The following is a 20,784-nucleotide window of genomic DNA, read 5'->3' on the forward strand; positions in this document are numbered from 1 at the left end:
GACAACACACAGGGAGACGACGATGACACCGACACGACGTTCACTCCTTGCCGCCGGCGCAGCCCTGCCGTTCCTCGGCGCGGTGCCGGCGCGCGCGCAGCGCCAGCCCGGCGTGCTGCGGTTCGGCCTCTCCTCGTTCCCGCCGAGCATCCAGCCCTGGGTGAACACCGGCACCGCGGCGGCGACCGTGAAGCTGCTGATCTATCGCGGGCTCGTCTCCTTTGCGCCCGACGGCACGCTGCGCGGCGAGCTCGCCGAGAGCTGGCAGAACGAGAACCCGACGACCTGGGTGTTCCGCCTGCGCGAGAACGCGGTGTTCCAGAACGGCGACCGCGTGACCTCGGAGGACATCCGCTGGAACCTGGAGCAGATGGCGGCCGAGCGCTCGACCGCGTTCTACCGCGGCCAGGCGCAGCGGATCGCGCGGATCGAGACGCCCGATGCGCGCACCGTGCGCCTCGTCACCATGGAGCCGATGGTGACGCTGCCGCTCTGGTTCGCGAACTACCACATGATGATGGTCTCGCCGCGTTCGCCCACGGGCGCGGGGAGCCTGCCCATCGGCGCCGGGCCGTTCGTGCTGAAGGGCCAGGAGCGCGGCGTCTCGCTCGATCTCGAACCGTTCGACCGCTACTACAAGCCGGGTCTGCCGAAGCTACGCGGCGTCCGCATGATCGCCTATGCCGACGAGAACCTGCGCGTCGCCGCGTTGCAGGCAGGCGATGTCGACCTGATCGAGTACGTGCCCTGGCAGGCGATGGCCTCGATCGAGGCCGATCCGAAGCTGCGTCTGGACGCGGCCGACGGTCCGTTCATGTATCTCACGTTCAACACGACGCGACCGCATCTGGGCGATGCGCGCGTGCGCCGCGCGATCGCGCACGCGATCCGGCGCGAGGACATCGTCAAGGCGGCGTTCTTCGGCCGCGGCTCGCCGCTCGAGGGTCTGCCGATCCCGCCGGGCAGCCCGCTCTTCGATGCCGAACTCGCGACCGGCTGGCGCTACGACCCCGATCGCGCCCGCGCCCTGCTGGCCGAGGCCGGCGTGCCCAACGGCTTCTCGACCAACATCCTCTCGACCGCGCAGTACGGCATGCACAAGGACACCGCGGAGGTGGTGCAGCAGCACCTCGCCGCGGTCGGCATCCAGGCCGAGCTGCGCCTGCCCGACTGGGCGACGCGCGTCACCCTCGGCAATCGCGGCCAGTTCGACATCTCGGTGATGGGCACGACGACCGAGAACAACGACCCGGACGGCCTGACCAACCTGATCGACGGTTCGCTGCCCGCCTCCTACATCCGCAGCATCGGCCTGCGCGTGCCGCGGATCGAGGAGCTGCTGGCGGCCGGGCGGGCCGAGTTCGACGAGGCCAAGCGCCGCGCGATCTACACCGAGATGCAGCGGATCGCGCTCGCGGAGGCGCCGATCGTCGGTCTCGCCTGGCGCAGCCAGGGCTACGCCATGGTGCCCGAGGTGCGGGGGTTCAAGGCGCTGGCGGGCGCGCTGAACTTCTTCTCCGGCATCACGCTCGAGGAGACCACGATCGGCTGACGCGGCGATGCTGGTCTGGACGGTCCGGCGCATCCTGGTCAGCCTCGTGCTGATCTGGATCGTCGCGACCGTCATCTTCACGGTCATCCATCTCGTTCCGGGCGATCCCGCCGAGCTGCTGCTCAGCTCCGGCGGGATGGCGCCCGACCCGGCGGCGGTGGCCGAGCTGCGCGAGCGGCTCGGGCTCGACCGGCCGTTCCTGGAGCAGTACGGCGCGTTCCTCTCGGGACTGCTGCGCGGCGATCTCGGAGCCTCGATGATCGACGAGTATCCGGTGATCGACGAGGTGCTGCTGCGCCTGCCGCGCACGCTGGAGCTGATCGCCGCCGGCGCGATCCTGGCCGTGCTGATCGGCATCCCGGTCGGCACCCAGGCCGCCCTGCGGCGGGGCACGGTGTTCGACCGCGCGACCAGCGCGACGGCGGCGCTGCTGCTCGCGGTGCCGATCTTCGTCGTCGGCACGCTTCTGGTGCTGGTGTTCGCGCAATGGCTGCGCTGGATGCCGGCGGGCGGCTATGTGCCGCTGGCGCAGGACCCCTGGCAGCACCTGACCCTGCTGACCATGCCGGCGCTCGCGGTGGCCAAGGGTCTGGTCGCGGTGGTGTTCCGCATGACGCGCGCGGCCGTGCTCGATTCGCTCTCGCGCGACTTCGTGCGCACCGCGCGCGCCAAGGGGCTCTCGCCCTCGCGCATCCTGGTCCATCACGTGGTGCGCAACGCGATCATCCCGGTGCTGACGGTGCTCGCCCTGCACATGGGCACGCTGCTCGGCGGCACCGTGCTGGTGGAGTACGTGTTCAACTGGCCGGGCATGTCCACGCCGCTGCTGAAGGCGGTGGAGGCGCGCGACTACCCGATGGTGGTCGGCATCGTGCTGACCATCTCGGTGCTGTTCGTCGCGCTCAACCTCGTGATGGATCTCGTCTACGCCGCGCTCGACCCGAGGATCCGGCACGCGTGAGGCGGCTCGCGATCCCGGGCGCGCTGGTCGCGGCGATCGTCCTGGTCGCCCTCGCCGCGCCGATCCTCGGCCTGCCCGACCCGGTGCAGCAGGACATCGCGCAGCGCCTGTCGGGCCCCACGGCCGGCAGCCCGCTCGGCCGCGACGAGTTCGGCCGCGACGTGCTCTCGCGGCTGATCTGGGGCGCGCGTGCCTCGCTGACGGTCGCCTTCGCCTCGGCCGCGATCGCCTGCGCGCTCGGCACGCTGCTCGGGCTGCTCGGCGGCTGGTTCCGCGGCCTCGGCGAGCTGCTCGCGCTGCGCAGCATGGACATCGTGCTGTGCTTCCCGCCGATCCTGCTCGCGCTGCTGGTGGTGACGCTGCTGGGGCCGGGCAGTGGCACGCTGATCCTCGTCCTGGCGATCCTGTTCCTGCCGGGCTTCGTGCGCGTCACCTATGCCGAGGTGCTGTCGGCGCGCAGCCACGACTATGTGGAGGCGGTGCGCGCGCTCGGCGCCGGGCCGCTGAGGATCCTCATCGTCACGGTGCTGCCCAACGTCGCCGGGCCGATCCTGGTGCAGCTCTCGCTCGCGGTCGCGGCGGCGGTGGTGCTGGAGAGCGGGCTCTCGTTCCTCGGCCTCGGCGTGGTGCCGCCCGAGCCCTCCTGGGGGCTGATGATCCGCGGCGCGCGCGCGACCATGGCGCAGGCCCCGCTGCTTCTGCTCTGGCCCTGCGCGGTGCTGACCTTCACCATCCTGGCGATGAACCTGCTCTGCGATGCGTTGCGCGACTGGGTCGATCCGCGCACCGCCTCCGCCGTCCGGCTGCGCGCGATCGACCGGGTGCTGCCGGGCCTGCTGCCGCCCGCACGGGCGGACGCGGTGCTGCAGGTCGATCGGCTGACGGTCGAGATCGACACGCCCGCCGGCGTGATCCGCCCGGTGGACGACGTCTCCTTCGCCGTGCGCGCCGGCGAGACGGTGGCGATCGTCGGCGAGTCGGGGTCGGGCAAGTCGCTGACCGCGGCCTCGGTGATGGGGCTGCTGCCGCCGGCCGCGCGCATCGCCCAGGGGGCGGCGCTTCTCGACGGCACCGACCTGCTGCGCCTCGACGAGGCGGCGCTGCGCCGGCTGCGCGGCGGCGCGATGGCCATGGTGTTCCAGGATCCGATGAGCAGCCTCAACCCGGTACACCGCACGGGCGACCAGGTGGCCGAGGCGATCCTCGCGCATCGGCCGATGCCCCGGGCGGCGGCGCGGCGCGAGGCCGTCGGCCTGTTCCGCCGCGTCGGCATCGCCGATCCGGAGCGGCGCGCGAACGCCTTCCCGCACGAGATGTCGGGCGGGATGCGCCAGCGCGTGATGATCGCGATGGCGATCGCCAACAACCCGCGCCTGCTGATCGCCGACGAGCCGACCACCGCGCTCGACGTGACGGTGCAGGCGCAGATCCTCGACCTGCTCGCCGATCTCCGCCGCGAGACGGGCATGGCGCTGGTGTTCATCACCCACAATCTCGGCGTGGTGGCCGAGATCGCCGACCGCGTCGTGGTGATGTATGCCGGCCAGGTGGTCGAGCAGGGCGAGACGGAAGCGGTGTTCGCCCGGCCGCTGCACCCCTACACGCGCGCGCTGCTCGCCGCCGTGCCCGAGGGCGACGAGAAGCCCGCGGGCATTCCCGGCGTCGTACCTCCGCCGCACGCGCTGCCGCCCGGCTGCCGCTTCGCGCCGCGCTGCCCGCACGCCGCCCCCGCCTGCGAGGCGGCGGCGCCGTCGCTCGAGTCGTATGACGGCCGGCTCGTGCGCTGCGTGCGGGTCGCGGCGTGGCTGCGCGAGACGGCGTCGGCATGACCGCCGCAGCGCTGATCGAGGCGCAGGGCGTCTCGAAGATCTTCCCCGGCCGCGGCGTGTTCCGGCGCGGCCGGCCGGTCCAGGCGGTGCGCGCCGTCGATCTCGCGATCGGGCGCGGCGAGGCGGTCGGCGTGGTGGGCGAGTCGGGCTCCGGCAAGAGCACGCTCGGCCGGCTGCTGCTCGGCCTGATCCCGGCGAGCGAGGGGCGGATCCGTTTCGACGGCGAGCCGCTCGACCGGGGCTCGCGCGCGGCGTGGCGCCGGCTGCGCAGGCGGATGCAGATCGTGTTCCAGGACCCGTTCGGCAGCCTCGATCCGCGCCGGCGCATCGGCGCCCAGATCGCCGACGCACTCGTGATCCATGGCCTGGTTCCCGCCGCCGAGCGGTCCGCGCGGGTCGGCGCGCTCCTGCGCCAGGTCGGGCTGGAGCCCGCGCATGCGACGCGCTTCCCGCACGAGTTCTCGGGCGGGCAGCGCCAGCGCATCGGCATCGCCCGCGCGCTCGCCGCCGAGCCCGACTTCCTGGTGGCCGACGAGCCGGTGAGCGCGCTCGACGTGTCGATCCAGGCGCAGATCATCGCCCTGCTCGATGACCTGCGGCTGCGGCTCGGGCTGACGCTGCTGTTCATCAGCCACGACCTGCACGTGGTGCGTCATCTCTGCGACCGTGTGGTGGTGATGTATCTCGGCCGGGTGATGGAGGAAGGTCCGGTGCGGGAGGTGTTCGAGGCACCGGCGCATCCGTATACGCGCGCGCTGCTGTCCGCGACGCCGCGGCTGGATGCCGCGCGCCGCGCACGCCGCATCCTGCTGCCGGGCGATCCGCCGAGCCCGTCCGATCCGCCCTCGGGCTGCGTGTTCCGCACCCGCTGCGCGCACGCGCGGCCCGCCTGCGCCGAGACCGTGCCGGCGCTCGAACGCCACGGCGCGGCAACGCGCGTCGCCTGCATCCGCCGCGACGCGCTCGACTGACGGGGCGTCAGCGCGGCGCGGATGCCATCGCGGCCGGCACCAGCAGCGCGACCGGCAGCGCGGTGAACAGCGTCCCGGCGGCGAGCGTGCCGCCCTGGACCGTGATGCGCCGTCCGGTCAGCAGATCATGCCAGTCGCCGTCCAACGCCGGCGCCGAGATCGCCGCCGGCGCGGGGCCGGCTTCGCTGCGAAGCGCGAAGCGCTCCACCGCGACGAGCAGCGCCGCGTCATCGAGGCGTCGGAGGAAGGCGCAGACGCGGTCCGCCTCCTCGCCCTCGATCGCGAGGGGGTCGTAGCTGCCCTCGGCGAACAGCCCGGGATGCGCGGCGCGCAGGCGCAGCACCGTCGCGACCAGGGCGAGCTTGATCCGCCCGTCCTGCCACGCCGCGAGCATCGCGCGGAGCGCCGCCTCCCGGCTGCGGGAGAGCGCCCCGGTGACGTCATCGAGCAGCCGTGCGCGCAAGGCGAAATCGACCGGGCGGCGGTTGTCGGGATCGACCAGGCTGAAATCCCAGAGCTCCGCACCCTGGTAGAGATCCGGCACGCCGGGCACGGTGAGCTTGAGCGCCGTCTGCACCAGGCTGTTGCGCACGCCGAGCCGGGCGATCCGCTCCTGGAACGGCAGGAAGGCGCCGAGGAAGGTGGCGGAACGCTCCGGGTCGAGCGCCTGGCGGACGAAATCGAGCACGGCCTGTTCGTACCCGGTGTCGGGAGCGGCCCAGGTTGTGCGCAGCTTCGCCTCGCGCAGCGACTTCAGCATCGCGCCCTCGATCCGCGTGGCGTAAGGGGCGAGGGACGTTGTATCGGGAACGCTCTCGCCGGTCAGCTCCGGCGGCCAGGAGCCGACCAGCAGCTGGTAGAACAGATACTCGTCATTGCGGTCGGGCGGGTCCGTGCCTTCGACATCGCCGCGGCGCGCGCGCAGGATGCGGCTCCAGGCCTGCACCTGGCGCGCCCACTCCTCGGGCATCTCGGAGAGCACCGCCAGCCGTGCGCGCGTATCCTCGCCGCGCTTGGTGTCGTGGGTGGAGGTGGCGAGCATCGCCTGCGGCCAGCGCCGCAGGCGCTGGAGACTGGCGCGGTGGAATGCGTGCGGGGGAAGGCCGAACTCGTCCGGGTGGCCGCCGACCTCGTTGAGCGCGACGAAGCGGTTCCAGCGGTAGAAGGCGGTGTCCTCCAGCCCCTTCGCCATCACCGGCCCGCTGTACTGCTGCACGCGCATGGCGAACCGCACGACGTCATGGCGGCTGTAGCCGCTGCGCGGCTCGGCCACCAGATCGGTCGTCAGCATCCGGTGCAGCATGTCGAACACGGACGGATCGAGATCGGGATCGAGCCGCCGCGCCTGCGCGATCGCCCAGTCGATGTCGCGCCGATCGGCCTCCGACGGCGTGCCGCCATCGACATAGGTGCGGTAGACCGGGAAGCAGGCGATGGTCGCCTTCAGCGCGCGCTGGAACACGTTGCGCGTGAAGTCGGCGGTGCGCGGGTTCTGCCGCGCGATCCGTCCCGCATCGCGCGCGAGCACGGTGAGCTCGCTCGCCATCTCGTGCTCCATGATGCGCAGCTTGGCATCGCGCACGATCTCGGCAAACGGCTGCGTGATCCCGGTGAACTCGGCGTAGAGGCGGCTCAACGGCGCCTCGCCGGCGGGATCGATCAGCAGACCGAGAGCGAGCTTGGCGAACTCGTAGCCGGTGGTGCCCTCGACCGGCCAGTCCTCGCGCAGCGCCTCGTGACGGGCGAGGATCTTCTCGACGACCAGGTAGATCGGCCGCGCCGCGCGCGTGCGCAGGCGGTCGAGATAGGCGCGCGGATCGAGCAGGCCGTCGACATGATCGATGCGCAGGCCCTCCAGCGTGCCGTCGGCGATCAGCGCCAGCACGAGGCCGTGCGCATGGTCGAACAGCTCGGGCAGCTCCATGCGCAGCCCGGCGAGCTCGTTGATGTTGAAGAAGCGGCGGTAGTTGATGTCGTCGGCGGCGACGCGGAAATGCGCCACGCGCCAGTGCTGGTCCTGGATCAGCGCGTGCAGCCCGCGCCAGGAGTCGGGATCGCCGGGCGTGCCGTTGAGCCGCGCGAGTGCCGCCGCGATCGCGGCGCGGACCTCTTCGTTCGCCGCGATGTGGCGGGCGAGCTCGGCCTTCAGCTCGCCGGCACGGCGATAGGCGAGCGCGCGCCAGCTGCCGAGCCCGGCAAATGCGTCGCCCAGCTGCTCCAGGACAGGATCACGGTCGCCCAGGATGCGGCCATAGTCGAGCGGGCGGACCGGCAGCTTGTGCGTGCCATAGGCCCAGACCGCGAAGCTGCCGCCCGCGGCATCGAGCCGCAGCGTGAGCTCGCCCGAGTCCAGAACGACGCCGTACTGATCGCCGAGCAGCGGCGCCAGTACCTTGCCGGCGAGGTAGCGGCGGTCGGGATCCCAGTCGATGTCGAACCAGCCGGCGAAGGGCGAATCCTCGCCCCATTCCAGCACGTCGAGCCAGGCGGCGTTGTCCGCCCCGCCCACGCCCATGTGGTTTGGCACGAAATCGAGGATCTGGCCGATCCCGTGCGCGCGCAGGGCGCGCGCGAAGGCGCGGAACGCCGCCTCGTCGCCGAGTTCGGGATTGAGCGCGCGATGATCGACGATGTCGTAGCCGTGCGTGCTGCCGGGACGTGCCTTCAGATAGGGCGAGGCGTAGAGGTGGCTGACACCGAGCCGCGCGAGATAGGGCGCGAGCTCGGCCGCGCGCGCGAAGTCGCGGTCCGGGCCGAACTGGAGCCGGTAGGTGGCGCGCGGGGGCGGCCGGTCAGCCATCGTCGAGCGACCAGCGGACCGACCAGGGCGCGAGGACGTCGCGCTCGGCCATGCCCTCCTGCCAGAGCACGCGGCCGCGCGGCGGGGCGAACCCGGCGACCCCGCGCGGCGAGAGATTGGCGTCGAGTGCGAGCGTGCCGCCCTCCTCGAAGGTCCAGACCACGCTGACCGCGCCCGCGCCGATCACGCGCGCCGCGCCGCCGCGACGGAGACGCGGCAGGCGCGGCGCGAGCTCGGCGTGCCGCAGCGCCAGGATGCGGCGATGCCACGCCAACGCCTCGGCGTGCGGCGCGATGTCGCGATCCTCCCAGCGCAGTGTCGAGGCCGCCACGGTCGTCTGCGCGAGCGGATCGGGAATGCGCGCGCGGCGTGCGGCATCGGCAAAGGCGGGGAAGCGGGCGAACTCGGCGCGGCGCCCGTTCCGTACGGCATCGGCAAGATCGGGGCCGAAGTCGCAGAAGAACAGGAAGGGCTGGCTGGCGGCCCACTCCTCGCCCATGAACAGCATCGGGATCTGCGGCAGGAGCAGCAGCACGGCGCCGCAGGCGCGCACGGCTTCGGCCGGGGCGAGCATGGTCAGCCGCTCGCCGAAGGCGCGGTTGCCGATCTGGTCGTGATTCTGCACGAAGGCGATGAAGGCCGTGGGCGGCAGGTGCGCGCTCGGCTCGCCGCGCGCATGGCCGCGATAGGGCATCGCCTCGCCCTGGAACGCGAAGCCTTCGGCGAGTGCCCGCGCGAGCTTCGCCGCGTCGCCGAGATAGTCGGCGTAATACCCCTCGCCCTCGCCGGTCGCGGCGACATGCAGCACATGGTGCATGTCGTCGTTCCATTGCGCGGTATAGGCTCGGGGCGTCCCGTCGGCGCGCCGCTCGAGGCGGTGCGCGTGGTTCTCCTCGTTCTCCAGGACCAGATGGACGTGGCGATCGGGGAAGGCTGCGCGGACACGCCCGCCGAGCGCGTCGAGGATGTGCGTCGCGCTGTCGTCGCGGATCGCGTGCACCGCGTCCAGCCTGAGCCCGTCGAGATGGAACTCGGTGAGCCAGTAGAGTGCGTTCTCGATGAAGAACGCACGCACAGGGCCGCTGTCAGCGCCGTCGAGGTTGATCGCCGCGCCCCAGGGTGTCGCGTGACGATCGGTGAAGAACGAGGGCGCGAGCGCGTGCAGGTAATTCCCGTCGGGACCGAAATGGTTGTAGACGACATCGAGCAGCACCATCAGCCCGCGCGCATGCGCCGCCTCGATCAGCGCCTTGAAGTCCTCGGGCCGGCCATAGGCGGCATCGGGCGCGAAGGGCAGCACGCCGTCATAGCCCCAGTTGCGCCGACCGGGGAAATCCGCGACCGGCATGATCTGCAGCGCGGTGATGCCGAGCGCGGCCAGATGGTCGAGCCGTTCGATCGCGGAGCGGAACGTGCCGCCCGGCGTGAAGGTGCCGACATGCAGCTCGTACAGCACCGCCTCATGCCAGGGACGGCCGCGCCAGGCCCCGTCGCGCCAGGGATGGGCGCGCGGGTCGATCACCTCGCTCGGGCCGTGCACGTCCACCGGCTGATGGCGCGATGCCGGATCGGGCACATGCAGCCCGTCCGGCAGCACGAAGCGGTAGCGGCTGCCGGCGCGCGCCGTACGGGTGACCAGCGTGTGCCAGCCGCCCTCCTCCCGCGCGAGCGGCAGCGGCGCCGCCGCGCCGTCGAGCGCGAGCGCGATCGCCGCGTGATCCGGCGCCCAGACGCGGAAACGCACCGCGCCATCCGCGAGGATCTGCGCGCCGAACGGCATCGCGTGGACGCGACGCACGGCGGGGGCTTCTCGCGACGACATCACCCGCTCTTCTGCGCCAGCGTGGCCGCGCTGCGCAACCGTCGCGCGCCGATCCGTGATCATGATGCTATGGTCGGCCCAGCCGCAATTCGTTCCGGGAGAGCATGCCACTCATGTCGATGCCGCTGCGCCGATCACGCATCCGGGAAGGCCTGCCGCATCCGCTCGGCGCGACCTGGGACGGGCTTGGCGTCAATTTCGCGCTGTTCTCGGCGAACGCGACCAGGGTGGAGCTCTGCCTGTTCGACGAGGCGGGAGGTCAGGAGATCGAGCGCATCCCGCTGCCCGAGTACACCGACGAGGTGTGGCACGGCTACCTGCCGGATGCCCGGCCCGGCACGCTCTATGGGTATCGCGTGCACGGCCCCTACGCGCCGGAGGAAGGGCATCGGTTCAACCCGAACAAGCTCGTGCTCGATCCCTATGCCAAGGGCCTGACCGGCCAGTTGACCTGGCACGACGCCGTGTTCGGCTACGTCGTCGGCGAGGGCGATGACAGTTTCGACGACCGCGACAGCGCGCCCTGGATGCCGCGCTGCCGGGTGGTTGATCCGGCCTTCACCTGGGGGCGCGAGCGCAGCCCCGCGGTGCCGTGGGACCGCACGGTGATCTACGAGACGCATGTGCGCGGCTTCACGATGCGGCATCCCTCGGTGCCGGAGCGGCTGCGCGGCACCTATGCCGGCCTCGTCACGCCCGAGGTGCTGGCGTATCTGCGCGCCCTCGGCATCACCGCGGTCGAACTCATGCCGGTGCACGCCTACGCGCAGGATCAGCACCTGCTCGACAAGGGGCTTTCGAACTACTGGGGCTACAACACGCTGAACTTCTTCTCGCCCGAACTCCGCTACTCCGCCACCGGCAGTCTCTCCGAGTTCAAGGAGATGGTCGCGCGGCTGCACGATGCCGGCATCGAGGTCATCCTCGACGTCGTCTACAACCATACCGCGGAGGGCAACGAGCTCGGGCCCACCCTCTCGTTCAAGGGCATCGACAACGCAAGCTACTACCGGCTGCTGCCCGAGACGCCGCGCCACTACATCAACGACACCGGCACCGGCAACACGCTCAACCTCGCCCATCCGCGCGTGCTGCAGATGGTGACGGACAGCCTGCGCTACTGGGTGCAGGAGATGCGCGTCGACGGGTTCCGCTTCGATCTCGCGACGATCCTCGGCCGCGAGCCCCATGGCTTCGACGAGGGCGGCGGGTTCCTCGATTCCTGCCGCCAGGACCCGGTGCTCTCGTCGGTGAAGCTGATCGCCGAGCCATGGGATCTCGGTCCCGGCGGCTATCAGGTCGGCGGATTCCCGCCGGGCTGGGCCGAGTGGAACGACCGGTTCCGCGACACCGTGCGCGCGTTCTGGAAGGGCGACGAGGGCCAGATCGCCGATCTCGCCTGTCGGCTCACCGCCTCCGCCGACCGGTTCAACCGTCGCGGCCGCAAGCCCTGGGCGAGCGTGAACTTCGTCGCCGCGCATGACGGCTTCACGCTGCACGACGTCGTCTCCTACAACGACAAGCACAACGAGGCGAACGGCGAGGCGAACCGCGACGGCCACGCGCACAATCTCTCCTGGAACCACGGCCACGAAGGCCCGACCGACGATCCCGCGATCGTCGCGCTGCGCGAGCGGCAGAAGCGCAACATGCTGGCGACGTTGCTGCTCGCCCAGGGCACGCCGATGCTGCTCGCCGGCGACGAGTTCGGCCGCACGCAGCGCGGCAACAACAACGCGTATTGCCAGGACAACGCGCTCTCCTGGGTGGATTGGGAGGGCATCACGCCGGAGGGCGCGGCGCTCGCGGCCTTCACGCGCAAGCTGATCGCGCTGCGCCAGCATTTCCCGGTGCTGCGGCGCAATCGCTTCCTGACCGGCGCGTTCGACGAGGATCTCGGGGTGAAGGACGTGACCTGGCTGACGCCCTCCGGGCAGGAGAAGGCGCGCGAGCACTGGGAGGACCCGCATGCGCGCTGCATCGGCATGGTGCTCGATGGCCGGGCCCAGGCGACCGGCATCCATCGCCCGGCCGGCGACGCGACCATGCTGCTGATCCTGAATGCGCATCACGATGTCGTGGAGTTCGCGCTGCCGGAGCCCGCCGCCGGCAGGGATTGGATGCTGCTGCTCGACACCAGCCACCCGACGCTCGATGAGCCCGAGACCTTCGGCGTCGGCCATCCCTATCCCGTGCCCGGGCGATCGCTCCTGCTGTTCGTGCTGCGGCCGGACAACGGCGGCGGCGCGATCATGACGGCCGCGCGCGCCGCGCTCCTCGCCGGCGCGGGTGCGCCGCCATTGCCAGGGCCGGCCTCCGGCGCTAGCCCTTCGGCCGGCACGGCGCCGTCCGAGCCGCCCGCGCGCGGCCCGCGTCGCCGTCGGCCGCGCCTCACCGTTCAGCCGGAGCCCCCTGAATGACCGATCTGTTCAGCCCCTTCGCCCTGCGCGGGGTGACCTTCCGCAACCGCATCGGCGTCTCGCCGATGTGCCAGTATTCCTGCTCGGAGGATGGCAAGCCGACCGACTGGCACCTCGCGCATCTGGTCTCGCGGGCGGTCTCGGGCGTCTCGCTGGTGATCGCGGAGGCCTCGGCGGTGACGCCGGAGGGTCGGATCACGCCGCGCGATCTCGGCATCTGGGGCGACGAGCATATCCGCCCGCATGCGCGGCTCGCCGGGGCGATCGCCGCGGTCGGCGCGGTGCCGGCGATCCAGCTCGCCCATGCCGGGCGCAAGGCGAGCCGCCGCCCGCCCTGGGAGACGGGTGCGGCCGAGCCGGGCTGGCAGACGCTCGGGCCGAGCGCGGTCGCCTTCGAGGGTTTCGCCACGCCGCGCGCGATGAGCGAGGAGGATATCGCGGCGACGATCGCTGCCTTCGTCGCCGCGGCGCGCCGGTCGGTGCAGGCCGGGTATCGCCTGATCGAACTGCACGGCGCGCACGGCTATCTGATGCACAGCTTCCTCTCGCCGCTGTCGAACCGGCGCAACGACCGCTGGGGCGGGGATTTCGAGGGCCGCACACGCTTCGCCTGCGAGACCGCGCGCGCGGTGCGGGCGGCCATCCCGGAGGACATGCCGCTGGTCGTGCGCATCTCGCACACCGACTGGGTCGAGGGCGGGTGGACCACCGAGGAGAGCGTTGAGCTCGCGCGCCGGCTGAAGGCGCTCGGCGTCGATGCGATCGATGTGAGTTCGGGCGGCCTCTCCGCGGCGCAGAAGGTCCCGCTCGGCCCGGGCTACCAGGTGCCCGGTGCTGCGGCGGTGCGCAGCGGTGCCGGCATTCCCGTACTGGCGGTCGGCCTGATCACCGAACCCGAGCAGGCGCAGGCGATCATCGCCGAGGGCAAGGCCGACATGGTGCTGCTCGCGCGCGGCTTCCTGCGCGAGCCCTACTGGGCGATGAAGGCGGCGGTGGCGCTGGGCCGCACGGACGCGCTCGCGATCCCGCCGCAATACGAGCGCGGCTGGTCGAGCCTCGGCGCGATGGCGATGGACCGCGCGGTGGGCGAGCCGCTGCCGGCGCTGTAGCCGCTCATACCCGGCGCACGAAGGTTTCACCGTCATGCGCCGGGTATGAGGGTTTCTTGAGCGCGCGGCCGCCACACCAGCCCTGCGCGCGATACCGTCCGGACAAGGGTCGGACCTTTGTCCGGACGGTATCAGGCCAGCGCGAACAGCCGGCCCCACTGCGGCGCTGCCGGCCCCGTGTCGCGGCCGACCAGCCGCAGCGCGTGCCAGAGCGGCAGGGTCGTGGCGTCGAGCACGGGCAGGCCGTGCCGGCGCTCGGCCTCCGCCGCGACCAGCGCGCCCGCATAGTTGGTGCACCAGGTCAGCACGGCGTCCGGGGCGGCGCGCGCGACGGTCTCGATCTGGGCGAGGATGCGTTCGGCCGGAACGGAGGCGTAGGAGAGGTTATCGGTCAGGCCGAGATGGCTCTCCGCGATGACCGTGATTCCCTCCTCCGCCATGCGCGCGACGATGCGCTGCTGATAGGCTGCCGCGTACGGCGTCACCAGGGCGATGCGGCGGGTGCCCAGCCTCGCCACCGCCTCCAGCAGGGCGAGGCTGGAGGTCGTCGCCGTGATCCCCGTCGCGTCCTCGATCCGGCGCTTGAGGTCGGCGTCATGCCCGAAGCCGATCGAGCCGCCCTTCGAGCCGTTCCAGAGGATCACGTCCGGTTTCGCGTGCGACAGCAGCCGCGCGGCGGTCAGCATGCCGTCGAGGTCGTAGCTGTCCGGGAACGGGTCACGCTCGCCGACCACGCCGATCCGCGAGAAGTGGGCCGAGACGGTCGGGAAACGGTCGAGCAGCCGCGTGGTGATCCGTTCGACCACCAGGTTGCCGGACGGCGTGATCACGCCGAGCGCATGCTCGAACCCCAGTGCATCCATCGTCAGAACCCCGCCGCGCGTGGAAGGAACAGCACCAGCTCCGGCACCAGCATGCAGATCAGCAGCAGGGCGTACATCAGCGCCACGAACGGCCAGACATGGCGCGCGAGCTCGCCGACGGGCATGCGCGCGAGCCCGCAGACGACGAACAGAACCACGCCCACCGGCGGGGTCAGCATGCCGATCACCAGATTGAACACGAACAGGAAGCCGAAGTGGAGCGGATCGATGCCGTAGGCGAGCGCGATCGGATGGAGCAGCGGCACCAGCATGATGTAGGCCGCATTGCTCTCCAGCACGCAGCCCACCACGACCAGCGTGACGGCGACCAGCAGGTTGAAGACGAGCGGACTGTCCGTGAGCGCGCGCAGCCACGAGGCGAGCTGCTGCGGGAACAGGTCGATCGTCAGCATGTAGGTCACGGCGGACGCGAAGGCGATCATCGCGCCGACCACCGCCGTCGTGATCGCCGTCGCGCCGATCGCCTCGGGCAGGTCGGCGAGCTTCAGCTGGCGCGTGACGAGGAATCCCACCGCGAGCGCATAGACCACCGCGACCGCCGAACCCTCGGTCGCGGTGAACGCGCCGCCGACGATGCCGCCGATCACGACCACGGGCATCATCACGACCAGGAAGGACCGCTTCAGCTCGTGCGCGATCCGGCGCCACGAGAACGCCTCGCCCGTGACCGGCAGGCCGCGCACGCGTGCGATCACCGAGCAGAGGATCAGCATCAGCACGACGAGGATCAGTCCCGGAACAACCCCGGAGAGGAAGAGCCCGCCGACCGAGACCGACGAGCCCGCCATGAAGGCGTAGACGATCATCGCCCCGGAGGGCGGGATGAGCGGGCCGAGATTGGCCGAGGCCGCGATCACCGCGGCCGAGAAGCCGGTGCCGTAGTGGTGTTCGAGGGGCTTCAGCATGGTCGCGCCCAGGGCGGAGGCATCGGCGACCGCGGCCCCGGAGACGGTCGAGAGGCCCATGCCGGCCAGCACCGTCACATGCGCGAGCCCGCCGCGCACCCGCCCGATCGCGGCGTTGGCGAGGTCGATCAGCCGCTCCATGATGCCCGCGCGCATCATCAGCTCGCCGGCCAGCACGAAGAACGGGATCGACATCAGCGGGAACGCGTTCACCGCGTTCATCATGCGCGTGGGCAGCATGGCGAGATCGAAGCCGCTCTCGATCACACCCGCGACGGCGCCGAAGCCGAGTGCCCAGGCGAGCGGCACGCCCGCAAGGGCCGCGCCGAAGAACACCAGCATCACGGTGAGGCTCATCGCGGCGCCCGCATGACGGCCTGCGACACGAAGAACACCGCGCAGAACGCGCTGCCCACCACCACCGGCACGAGGAACCAGCCGGCGGAGAGGTCGAGCGAGATCATCCGCTCGTCCCACTGGTCGAGCGCGATCAGCAGGCCCTCCCAGGCGACGATCGCGGAGAGTGCGGCGCAGGCGAGCGCGGTCGCCGCGCCGAGAGCGGGACGCAAGCCGCCCGGGACCGCATTCAGGAGCAGGCCGATCGCGATGTGGCCGCGCGCGCGCACGGCCACCGCCATGCCCAGGAAGACCGACCAGACGAAGGCGAGACGGCCGATCTCGTCGGCCCAGCCGAAGGAGCGGTTGAAGCCGTAGCGCGCCACCACCTGCGCGAACACCACGGCCACCATGATCGAGATGATGCCCACCAGCGCGGCGCGCAGCGCGCGGTCGGCCACCTCCACCACCGCGTTCACCGTCGCCCGGTCAGGCGGCGGCGCGCGCGACCTCGGCCTGGACCCGGTCGATCAGGTCGGCGCCGAGCCGGCCCTTGATCTGATCCACCACACCGGCCGACAGCGCGCGCATCCTCGCCAGCTCGGCCTGCGGCAGCGGCTCGTACAGCATTCCCTTCGCCTGCAGATCGGCCAGAGCCTCCGAGTCGGCCGCGGCGGCCGCCGTTCGCTGCGCCCGGATCGCGTTGCCCATCGCCGTGCGGATCGCCTGCTGGAACTCGCCGGGCAGACGCTCGAAGCTGCGCCGATGCGCCACGATCGAGATGAAGTCGAAGAAGTGGCCGGTGTTGGTGAGATGACGCTGCACCTCGAAGTAGCGGCTGGCGCGGATGATCGCGTAGGGGTTCTCCTGCCCGTCCACCACGCCCTGCTGCAAAGCGGAGTAGAGTTCGCGGATATCCATAGCCACCGGATTGGCGCCGATCGCGCGGAAGGTCGCGAGATGGGTCTCGTTCGGCTGCATGCGGATCTTGAGCCCACGCAGATCCTCGACCGTGCGGATCGGCTTGTTGCCGGTGGTGACGTGACGGAAGCCGAGCTCCATGTAGCCGAGCGAAAGAAAGCCCTTGTCCGCCATGCGCTGGTCGAGCAGCTCGCCGATCGGGCCGTCCACCACCCGGAACGCGACCTCGCGGCTCGGGAACTGGAACGGCAGGCTGATCGCCTCGAGCTCGGGCACGGTGCGGCTCAGGAACGCCATGCCCACCCACGTCATCAACAGCGTGCCCTGGCGCACGTTCGAGACGTTCTCGCCCGCGCCACCGAGCTGCATGGCCGGAAAGGTATCGACCGCAAGCCGGCCGCCCGTCAGTCGTTCCACCTCGGCCTTGAATCCCTCGATCGCCACCGACGAGGAGTGCTCGGTCGCGAAGTTGCCGGCGATGCGCAGCCGCGTGGTCTGGCCGAAGGCGCGATCGGAGGGCCAGAGGGCGGGCAGGGCGAGCGCGGAGCCGAGCACGAAACGACGAGGGACGGGCATCGTTACCTCCTGTTGGGCGGTTTCAGGACGGCGCACGAGCACAGAGCATGCCAGTTGCCGAGCCCGGTGCCCACCCGTGCGGGAAAGGCCAGGGACGGGGCCGTCTGCCCAGGGGTGCGGCAGGCGGCTGCCCACCGCAGCGGCGCCCGCCAGTCGGCAGGGCGTCAGTCGGCAAGGCGCGCGAACATCAGCTCGTGCTTGTTGTGCCAGACGTGGCGCAGCCAGGCGCCGGGGATCGCGGCGAAGGCCTCGGCGGCGGCGTGATCGGTCTCGCCCTGGAACTTGAGCGTGCAGACGATGTTGCGCGCGGCCTCCGCCGCGATCCAGGCGCGCACCAGACGCAGCAGCCGCGCGGGATAGGCGATCACGTCGCTGAACAGCCAGTCGGCGGGCCCGTGCTCACGCCGCCAGGCGGCAGGATCGAGGCCGAAGGCGCTCGCGCGGCGCGCGCTGACACCCGGCAGGGCGGCGACGGTCGGGTCGAGCGGCGCCTTGTCCACCGCGACCACGCGCGCGCCGAGCTCGGCCAGCGCCCAGGTCCAGCCGCCGGGGGCCGCGCCGAGATCGAGGCAGGTCTCGCCGGGCGCGGGCCAGCGGCGCAGCAGGCAGAGCGTCTCCCACAGCTTGAGGTAGGCGCGGCTGGGCGGGCCGGTGCGGTCCTCGACGAAGCGGGCCTCGCCGTTCGGGAAGGGCGAGGTGCAGTCGCGCGAGGCGAGCAGCGTCGTCGGGTCGAGCAGCGTCCAGGAGCCGAGCGGGGCGGTGGGGGCAGGGGCGGGGAAGGCGATCGGCTTCGCCGAAACATGCGGCAGGCGGGCGGCGATCAGCGTGGCGCGGCGGTGGTGCAGCGGCGCGTAGGCGGCCCAGTTGCGCTGGACCGCGCGCAGCCGCGCGGCCGCGTCGGCGATCGAGGCGATCGTCTCGACGCGCGGGGTGCGCCAGGTGTTGAGCGCCCACGCGGCCGTCACCGGCGGGTCGGGGCTCAGGGCGAGGCGCCCATGCCAGGCGGCGACGGTCACACCGCGTCGGGCGAGTTCCTCGGCAAGCGGGCGCTCGAACCCTTCTGCGGCGAGATAGCCGGCGGCGATCGGCGGATGGCTCATCCGCGGCGCGTGAGCGCGGCGACGAACAGCGCGACCCAGCCGCCGATCAGCAGGCTGCCGCCCAATGGCGCCACCGGCCCGAGCGAGACGCCGGCGAGCGCGCGCAGCAGCACGGCGCCGCAGAACAGCACGGTGCCGGCCAGGAACGCCCATCCGGCGAGCCGCACCGCTGCGCCGGCCCAGCGCGCCAGCAGCAGGGCGACGGCCAGCAGGGCGAGGGCGTGCATGGCCTGGATCGCGAGCGCGCTGTCCAGCATCGCCAGTTCGGCCGGGCCGAGCCGCGGCGCGAACAGATGCGCACGCGCGGCGGCGAGCGCAACGGCGCTGCCGCCAGCCAGCGCAGCGACCCCGGTCAGCAGACGCTCCATGCCCTTCCCCTCGATCCATGCTGCGTTGCGTGCGCGCCGGATTGATGGACTGAACGGTTCAGTTCATCATCACAAATCATGATGGATGACACGCATACCGTGGATGCGCCGGCCGCGCAGCTGGCCGCCTCGCAGCGCAAGCGCCGCCAGGTGGTGGAGGCGGCGGCCCGGCTGTTCATGGCGCAGGGCTATGGCGCGACCAGCATGGAGGCGATCGCGCGCGAGGCGGGGGTCTCCAAGGCGACGCTCTACGCGTATTTCCCCGGCAAGGATGCCCTGTTCGCCGCGATCGTCGGCGAGGCATGCGCGCGCGAGGCGGAGGGTCGGCCGTGCTGCCCGGGTGCGGACGAGGTTGATCTGGCGGGCACGCTGGTCTCGCTCGGCGAGGGATATCTGTCGTTCCTGTTCCGCGAGGAGGTGCTCGCGATCCAGCGCGTGGTGATGGCCGAGGGGCCGCGGTTTCCCGAGCTCGGCCGTGCGTTCTTCGAGAGCGGGCCACGGCGGATGATCGATTGGCTGGCCGGCTGGTTCGCTACGTTGCAGGAGCGCGGAGCGCTGCGCGCGGGCGATCCGGAGCTTGCGGCCGAGCAGTTCCTCTCGCTGCTCAGGAGCACGGCGTTCCTGCGCCACATGCTGCGTCTGCCGCCGGCGCCGGATGCGGCCGAGGTCGCGCGCATCGCGACGGCGGCGGCGGACACGTTCCTGCGCGCCTGGGGTTCGACGGCGCGGTGACGCCGGACCATTTCGCCGCGGCGCTGCTGCTGGACGAGCAGGGCCGCTACCTGATGCAGCTCCGCGATGATGTGCCCCACATCCTCCATCCTGGCGCGTTCGGTCTGTTCGGCGGCGCGATCGAGGCCGGCGAGGATGCGGATGCGGCGGTGCGGCGCGAGCTGGATGAGGAGATCGGGTTCGTGCCCGGTGATCTTGCCTACTGGCGCACGCTGTGGGTGCCGCTGCGGCGGTCGGGTGGCGCGCTGCGGAGCGGGCGCGTGGAGGTGTTCGTCGGCACGGTCGTGGCCCGGTGCGTGCCGGACCTCGACCAGCGGGAGGGGGCGGGGCGCGTGCTGATCGGCCCGCGGTCATTGTTGCTGGAGGCGAAGGTTGCGCCCTCGGCGCGCCTGGCGGTGGGGCTGCATGCGCAGGCGGCGATCGCGGCGGGCGCGGCGGAACCCGTCACGGAGCGTTGGGCGGCGCGGGTCTGAGGGCTCCGCGCGTCGCCGGGTGCGAGCGAGGACCTTCCGGCCGTCTCCCCCATCGCCCCGCCCTGACCGGCGCTCAGCCCTCCCTGGGCATGAACGCCAGCGCGACACCGTTCATGCAGTAGCGCAGCCCCGTCGGCGCCGGCCCGTCGGGGAACACATGCCCGAGATGCCCGCCGCAGGTCGCGCAATGCACCTCGGTGCGGCGCATGAAGAAGCTCCGGTCCTCGCGCGTCGCCACCGCGCCCTCGATCGGGCGAAAGAACGACGGCCAGCCCGTGCCGGAGTCAAACTTCGCCTCCGAGGTGAACAGCGCCGCGCCGCAACCGGCGCAGGCGAACACGCCGGCGCGCTTCTCGCGATCGAGCGGCGAGGTGCCGGCGCGCTCCGTGCCGTGCCGGCGCAGTACCCGATAGGCTTCGGGCGAGAGGATCGCGCGCCACTCCTCCTCGGTCTTCTGGACGGGAAAGGTCTCGGTCGTGCTCATGGCGGAGACATGGTGCTGCGCGGCGACGGTGGGAAGGCCAGGGCGCCGTCCAGGCCGCGCCGGAACAGCAGCCGGTTCATCTCGGGCACGGCGCGCACGAAGCCGAACCCCGCCTTCTCCAGCACCCGGCGCGAGGCGATGTTCTCCGGGTGCGCGAAGCCGCGCAGCTCGGGCAGACGCAGCACGTCGTCGGCGAGGGTGGTGCACACCCCGACCAGCTCCGAGGCAAAGCCCTGGCCCCAGCGATCGGGCGCGAAGACGTAGCCGACCTCCGGCCCCCAGCCTGGTTCGAACGGGTCCTGGTAGAGCCCGCCCCAGCCGATGATGCGCTGATCCGCCTTCGCAACCACGGTCCAGGGCGCGTAGCCATCGATGCGCCGGCGCCGCTCATGCGCGACGATCCGCCGTCGGCACTCGCGCAGCGAGGCGTCGATGCGGGTCCAGCGCATCGCCTGCGCATCGCCGAGGACGGCGAACAGCGCCGGCACGTCGGCGAGCCGCGGCGGGCGCAGGATCAGCCGCGCGGTCGCGATCTCCATCG

At 71.8% G+C, this 20,784-nt stretch carries 18 protein-coding genes; 8 read left to right on the forward strand and 10 right to left on the reverse strand.

All coding sequences use genetic code 11. The features are described from left to right. Nucleotides 1-22: 22 nt before the first annotated feature. From F563_RS0118075 to F563_RS0118090, 4 genes are read left to right on the forward strand one after another with little or no spacing between them, the layout of a single operon-like run. Nucleotides 23-1,552 (forward strand): ABC transporter substrate-binding protein, encoded by a 1,530-nt coding sequence (locus F563_RS0118075; RefSeq protein ID WP_019016103.1) that lies wholly within the window; start codon nt 23-25, stop codon nt 1,550-1,552. Nucleotides 1,553-1,559: 7 nt separating this feature from the next. Continuing rightward, the gene (locus F563_RS0118080) at nt 1,560-2,513 is read left to right on the forward strand and encodes an ABC transporter permease (protein ID WP_019016104.1); all 954 of its coding nucleotides are present in this window, start codon (nt 1,560-1,562) and stop codon (nt 2,511-2,513) included. Continuing rightward, complete coding sequence (locus tag F563_RS0118085) at nt 2,510-4,342, forward strand: dipeptide/oligopeptide/nickel ABC transporter permease/ATP-binding protein (protein WP_019016105.1); 1,833 nt, start codon at nt 2,510-2,512, stop codon at nt 4,340-4,342. Before F563_RS0118080 ends, F563_RS0118085 begins: the two co-directional genes overlap by 4 nt. Further along, nucleotides 4,339-5,313 (forward strand): oligopeptide/dipeptide ABC transporter ATP-binding protein, encoded by a 975-nt coding sequence (locus F563_RS0118090; RefSeq protein ID WP_019016106.1) that lies wholly within the window; start codon nt 4,339-4,341, stop codon nt 5,311-5,313. The genes F563_RS0118085 and F563_RS0118090 overlap by 4 nt, the downstream gene beginning before the upstream one ends. A gap of 7 nt (nt 5,314-5,320) precedes the next feature. Here the strand turns inward: F563_RS0118090 and treY are convergent, their stop codons facing one another. Together treY and treZ are read right to left on the reverse strand one after the other, a co-directional pair. Continuing rightward, nucleotides 5,321-8,113 carry a malto-oligosyltrehalose synthase gene (treY, locus tag F563_RS0118095; RefSeq protein WP_019016107.1) on the reverse strand — a complete coding sequence of 931 codons (2,793 nt, stop codon included), beginning with the start codon at nt 8,111-8,113 and terminating at the stop codon, nt 5,321-5,323. Further along, nucleotides 8,106-9,911: a malto-oligosyltrehalose trehalohydrolase gene (treZ, locus tag F563_RS0118100; RefSeq protein ID WP_245557164.1), complete on the reverse strand. Its 1,806-nt coding sequence runs from the start codon at nt 9,909-9,911 to the stop codon at nt 8,106-8,108. Before treZ ends, treY begins: the two co-directional genes overlap by 8 nt. Nucleotides 9,912-10,048: 137 nt before the next feature. On the opposite strand from treZ, the gene glgX reads away from it, so the two are divergent. Together glgX and F563_RS0118110 are read left to right on the forward strand one after the other, a co-directional pair. Next, nucleotides 10,049-12,355, forward strand: coding sequence for a glycogen debranching protein GlgX (gene glgX / locus F563_RS0118105; RefSeq protein WP_019016109.1), 2,307 nt, complete (start codon nt 10,049-10,051; stop codon nt 12,353-12,355). After that, the gene (locus F563_RS0118110) at nt 12,352-13,464 is read left to right on the forward strand and encodes an NADH:flavin oxidoreductase/NADH oxidase (RefSeq protein ID WP_019016110.1); all 1,113 of its coding nucleotides are present in this window, start codon (nt 12,352-12,354) and stop codon (nt 13,462-13,464) included. Before glgX ends, F563_RS0118110 begins: the two co-directional genes overlap by 4 nt. Before the next feature lie 131 nt (nt 13,465-13,595). Here the strand turns inward: F563_RS0118110 and F563_RS0118115 are convergent, their stop codons facing one another. From F563_RS0118115 to F563_RS0118140, 6 genes are all read right to left on the reverse strand, one after another. Then, nucleotides 13,596-14,327 (reverse strand): maleate cis-trans isomerase family protein, encoded by a 732-nt coding sequence (locus F563_RS0118115; RefSeq protein ID WP_019016111.1) that lies wholly within the window; start codon nt 14,325-14,327, stop codon nt 13,596-13,598. A 2-nt stretch (nt 14,328-14,329) separates the two neighbouring features. Further along, nucleotides 14,330-15,610, reverse strand: coding sequence for a TRAP transporter large permease (locus F563_RS0118120; RefSeq protein WP_019016112.1), 1,281 nt, complete (start codon nt 15,608-15,610; stop codon nt 14,330-14,332). Next, nucleotides 15,607-16,068: a TRAP transporter small permease gene (locus F563_RS24120; RefSeq protein ID WP_019016113.1), complete on the reverse strand. Its 462-nt coding sequence runs from the start codon at nt 16,066-16,068 to the stop codon at nt 15,607-15,609. Before F563_RS24120 ends, F563_RS0118120 begins: the two co-directional genes overlap by 4 nt. A 10-nt stretch (nt 16,069-16,078) precedes the next feature. Continuing rightward, nucleotides 16,079-17,086 carry a TRAP transporter substrate-binding protein gene (locus F563_RS0118130; protein ID WP_035575633.1) on the reverse strand — a complete coding sequence of 336 codons (1,008 nt, stop codon included), beginning with the start codon at nt 17,084-17,086 and terminating at the stop codon, nt 16,079-16,081. A 164-nt stretch (nt 17,087-17,250) separates the two neighbouring features. Continuing rightward, entirely contained in the window at nt 17,251-18,186 is a 936-nt protein-coding gene (locus tag F563_RS0118135; RefSeq protein WP_019016115.1) for an SAM-dependent methyltransferase, read from the reverse strand. After that, nucleotides 18,183-18,554 carry a DUF423 domain-containing protein gene (locus tag F563_RS0118140; protein ID WP_019016116.1) on the reverse strand — a complete coding sequence of 124 codons (372 nt, stop codon included), beginning with the start codon at nt 18,552-18,554 and terminating at the stop codon, nt 18,183-18,185. The genes F563_RS0118135 and F563_RS0118140 overlap by 4 nt, the downstream gene beginning before the upstream one ends. Before the next feature lie 78 nt (nt 18,555-18,632). Between F563_RS0118140 and F563_RS23205 the strand changes: the two genes are divergently transcribed. Together F563_RS23205 and F563_RS24125 are read left to right on the forward strand one after the other, a co-directional pair. Then, on the forward strand, nt 18,633-19,286 hold the full coding sequence (locus F563_RS23205; RefSeq protein WP_019016117.1) for a TetR/AcrR family transcriptional regulator: 654 nt from the start codon (nt 18,633-18,635) through the stop codon (nt 19,284-19,286). Further along, the gene (locus tag F563_RS24125; protein ID WP_019016118.1) at nt 19,283-19,759 is read left to right on the forward strand and encodes an NUDIX domain-containing protein; all 477 of its coding nucleotides are present in this window, start codon (nt 19,283-19,285) and stop codon (nt 19,757-19,759) included. The genes F563_RS23205 and F563_RS24125 overlap by 4 nt, the downstream gene beginning before the upstream one ends. A gap of 73 nt (nt 19,760-19,832) precedes the next feature. Here F563_RS24125 and msrB read toward each other — a convergent pair whose 3' ends face one another. Both msrB and F563_RS0118160 read right to left on the reverse strand, forming a co-directional pair. Beyond that, on the reverse strand, nt 19,833-20,243 hold the full coding sequence (msrB, locus tag F563_RS0118155; protein ID WP_019016119.1) for a peptide-methionine (R)-S-oxide reductase MsrB: 411 nt from the start codon (nt 20,241-20,243) through the stop codon (nt 19,833-19,835). After that, a complete protein-coding gene (locus F563_RS0118160; protein ID WP_019016120.1) occupies nt 20,240-20,782 on the reverse strand; it encodes a GNAT family N-acetyltransferase in 543 nt (180 codons plus the stop codon). Before F563_RS0118160 ends, msrB begins: the two co-directional genes overlap by 4 nt. Nucleotides 20,783-20,784: the final 2 nt, after the last annotated feature.

This window comes from Elioraea tepidiphila DSM 17972, from assembly GCF_000378465.1.
Classification (GTDB): domain Bacteria; phylum Pseudomonadota; class Alphaproteobacteria; order Acetobacterales; family Acetobacteraceae; genus Elioraea; species Elioraea tepidiphila.

Excerpts from the sequence above, each read along its gene's own strand:
- F563_RS23205 (WP_019016117.1), top strand. The coding sequence starts at position 18,633 with ATGATGGATGACACGCATACCGTGGATGCGCCGGCCGCGCAGCTGGCC.
- F563_RS0118075 (WP_019016103.1), top strand. The coding sequence starts at position 23 with ATGACACCGACACGACGTTCACTCCTTGCCGCCGGCGCAGCCCTGCCG.
- F563_RS0118115 (WP_019016111.1), bottom strand. The coding sequence starts at position 14,327 with ATGGATGCACTGGGGTTCGAGCATGCGCTCGGCGTGATCACGCCGTCC.
- F563_RS0118120 (WP_019016112.1), bottom strand. The coding sequence starts at position 15,610 with ATGAGCCTCACCGTGATGCTGGTGTTCTTCGGCGCGGCCCTTGCGGGC.
- F563_RS0118090 (WP_019016106.1), top strand. The coding sequence starts at position 4,339 with ATGACCGCCGCAGCGCTGATCGAGGCGCAGGGCGTCTCGAAGATCTTC.
- F563_RS0118080 (WP_019016104.1), top strand. The coding sequence starts at position 1,560 with ATGCTGGTCTGGACGGTCCGGCGCATCCTGGTCAGCCTCGTGCTGATC.
- treY (WP_019016107.1), bottom strand. The coding sequence starts at position 8,113 with ATGGCTGACCGGCCGCCCCCGCGCGCCACCTACCGGCTCCAGTTCGGC.
- F563_RS0118160 (WP_019016120.1), bottom strand. The coding sequence starts at position 20,782 with ATGGAGATCGCGACCGCGCGGCTGATCCTGCGCCCGCCGCGGCTCGCC.
- msrB (WP_019016119.1), bottom strand. The coding sequence starts at position 20,243 with ATGAGCACGACCGAGACCTTTCCCGTCCAGAAGACCGAGGAGGAGTGG.
- F563_RS0118110 (WP_019016110.1), top strand. The coding sequence starts at position 12,352 with ATGACCGATCTGTTCAGCCCCTTCGCCCTGCGCGGGGTGACCTTCCGC.
- F563_RS0118140 (WP_019016116.1), bottom strand. The coding sequence starts at position 18,554 with ATGGAGCGTCTGCTGACCGGGGTCGCTGCGCTGGCTGGCGGCAGCGCC.
- F563_RS0118130 (WP_035575633.1), bottom strand. The coding sequence starts at position 17,086 with ATGCCCGTCCCTCGTCGTTTCGTGCTCGGCTCCGCGCTCGCCCTGCCC.
- glgX (WP_019016109.1), top strand. The coding sequence starts at position 10,049 with ATGTCGATGCCGCTGCGCCGATCACGCATCCGGGAAGGCCTGCCGCAT.
- F563_RS0118135 (WP_019016115.1), bottom strand. The coding sequence starts at position 18,186 with ATGAGCCATCCGCCGATCGCCGCCGGCTATCTCGCCGCAGAAGGGTTC.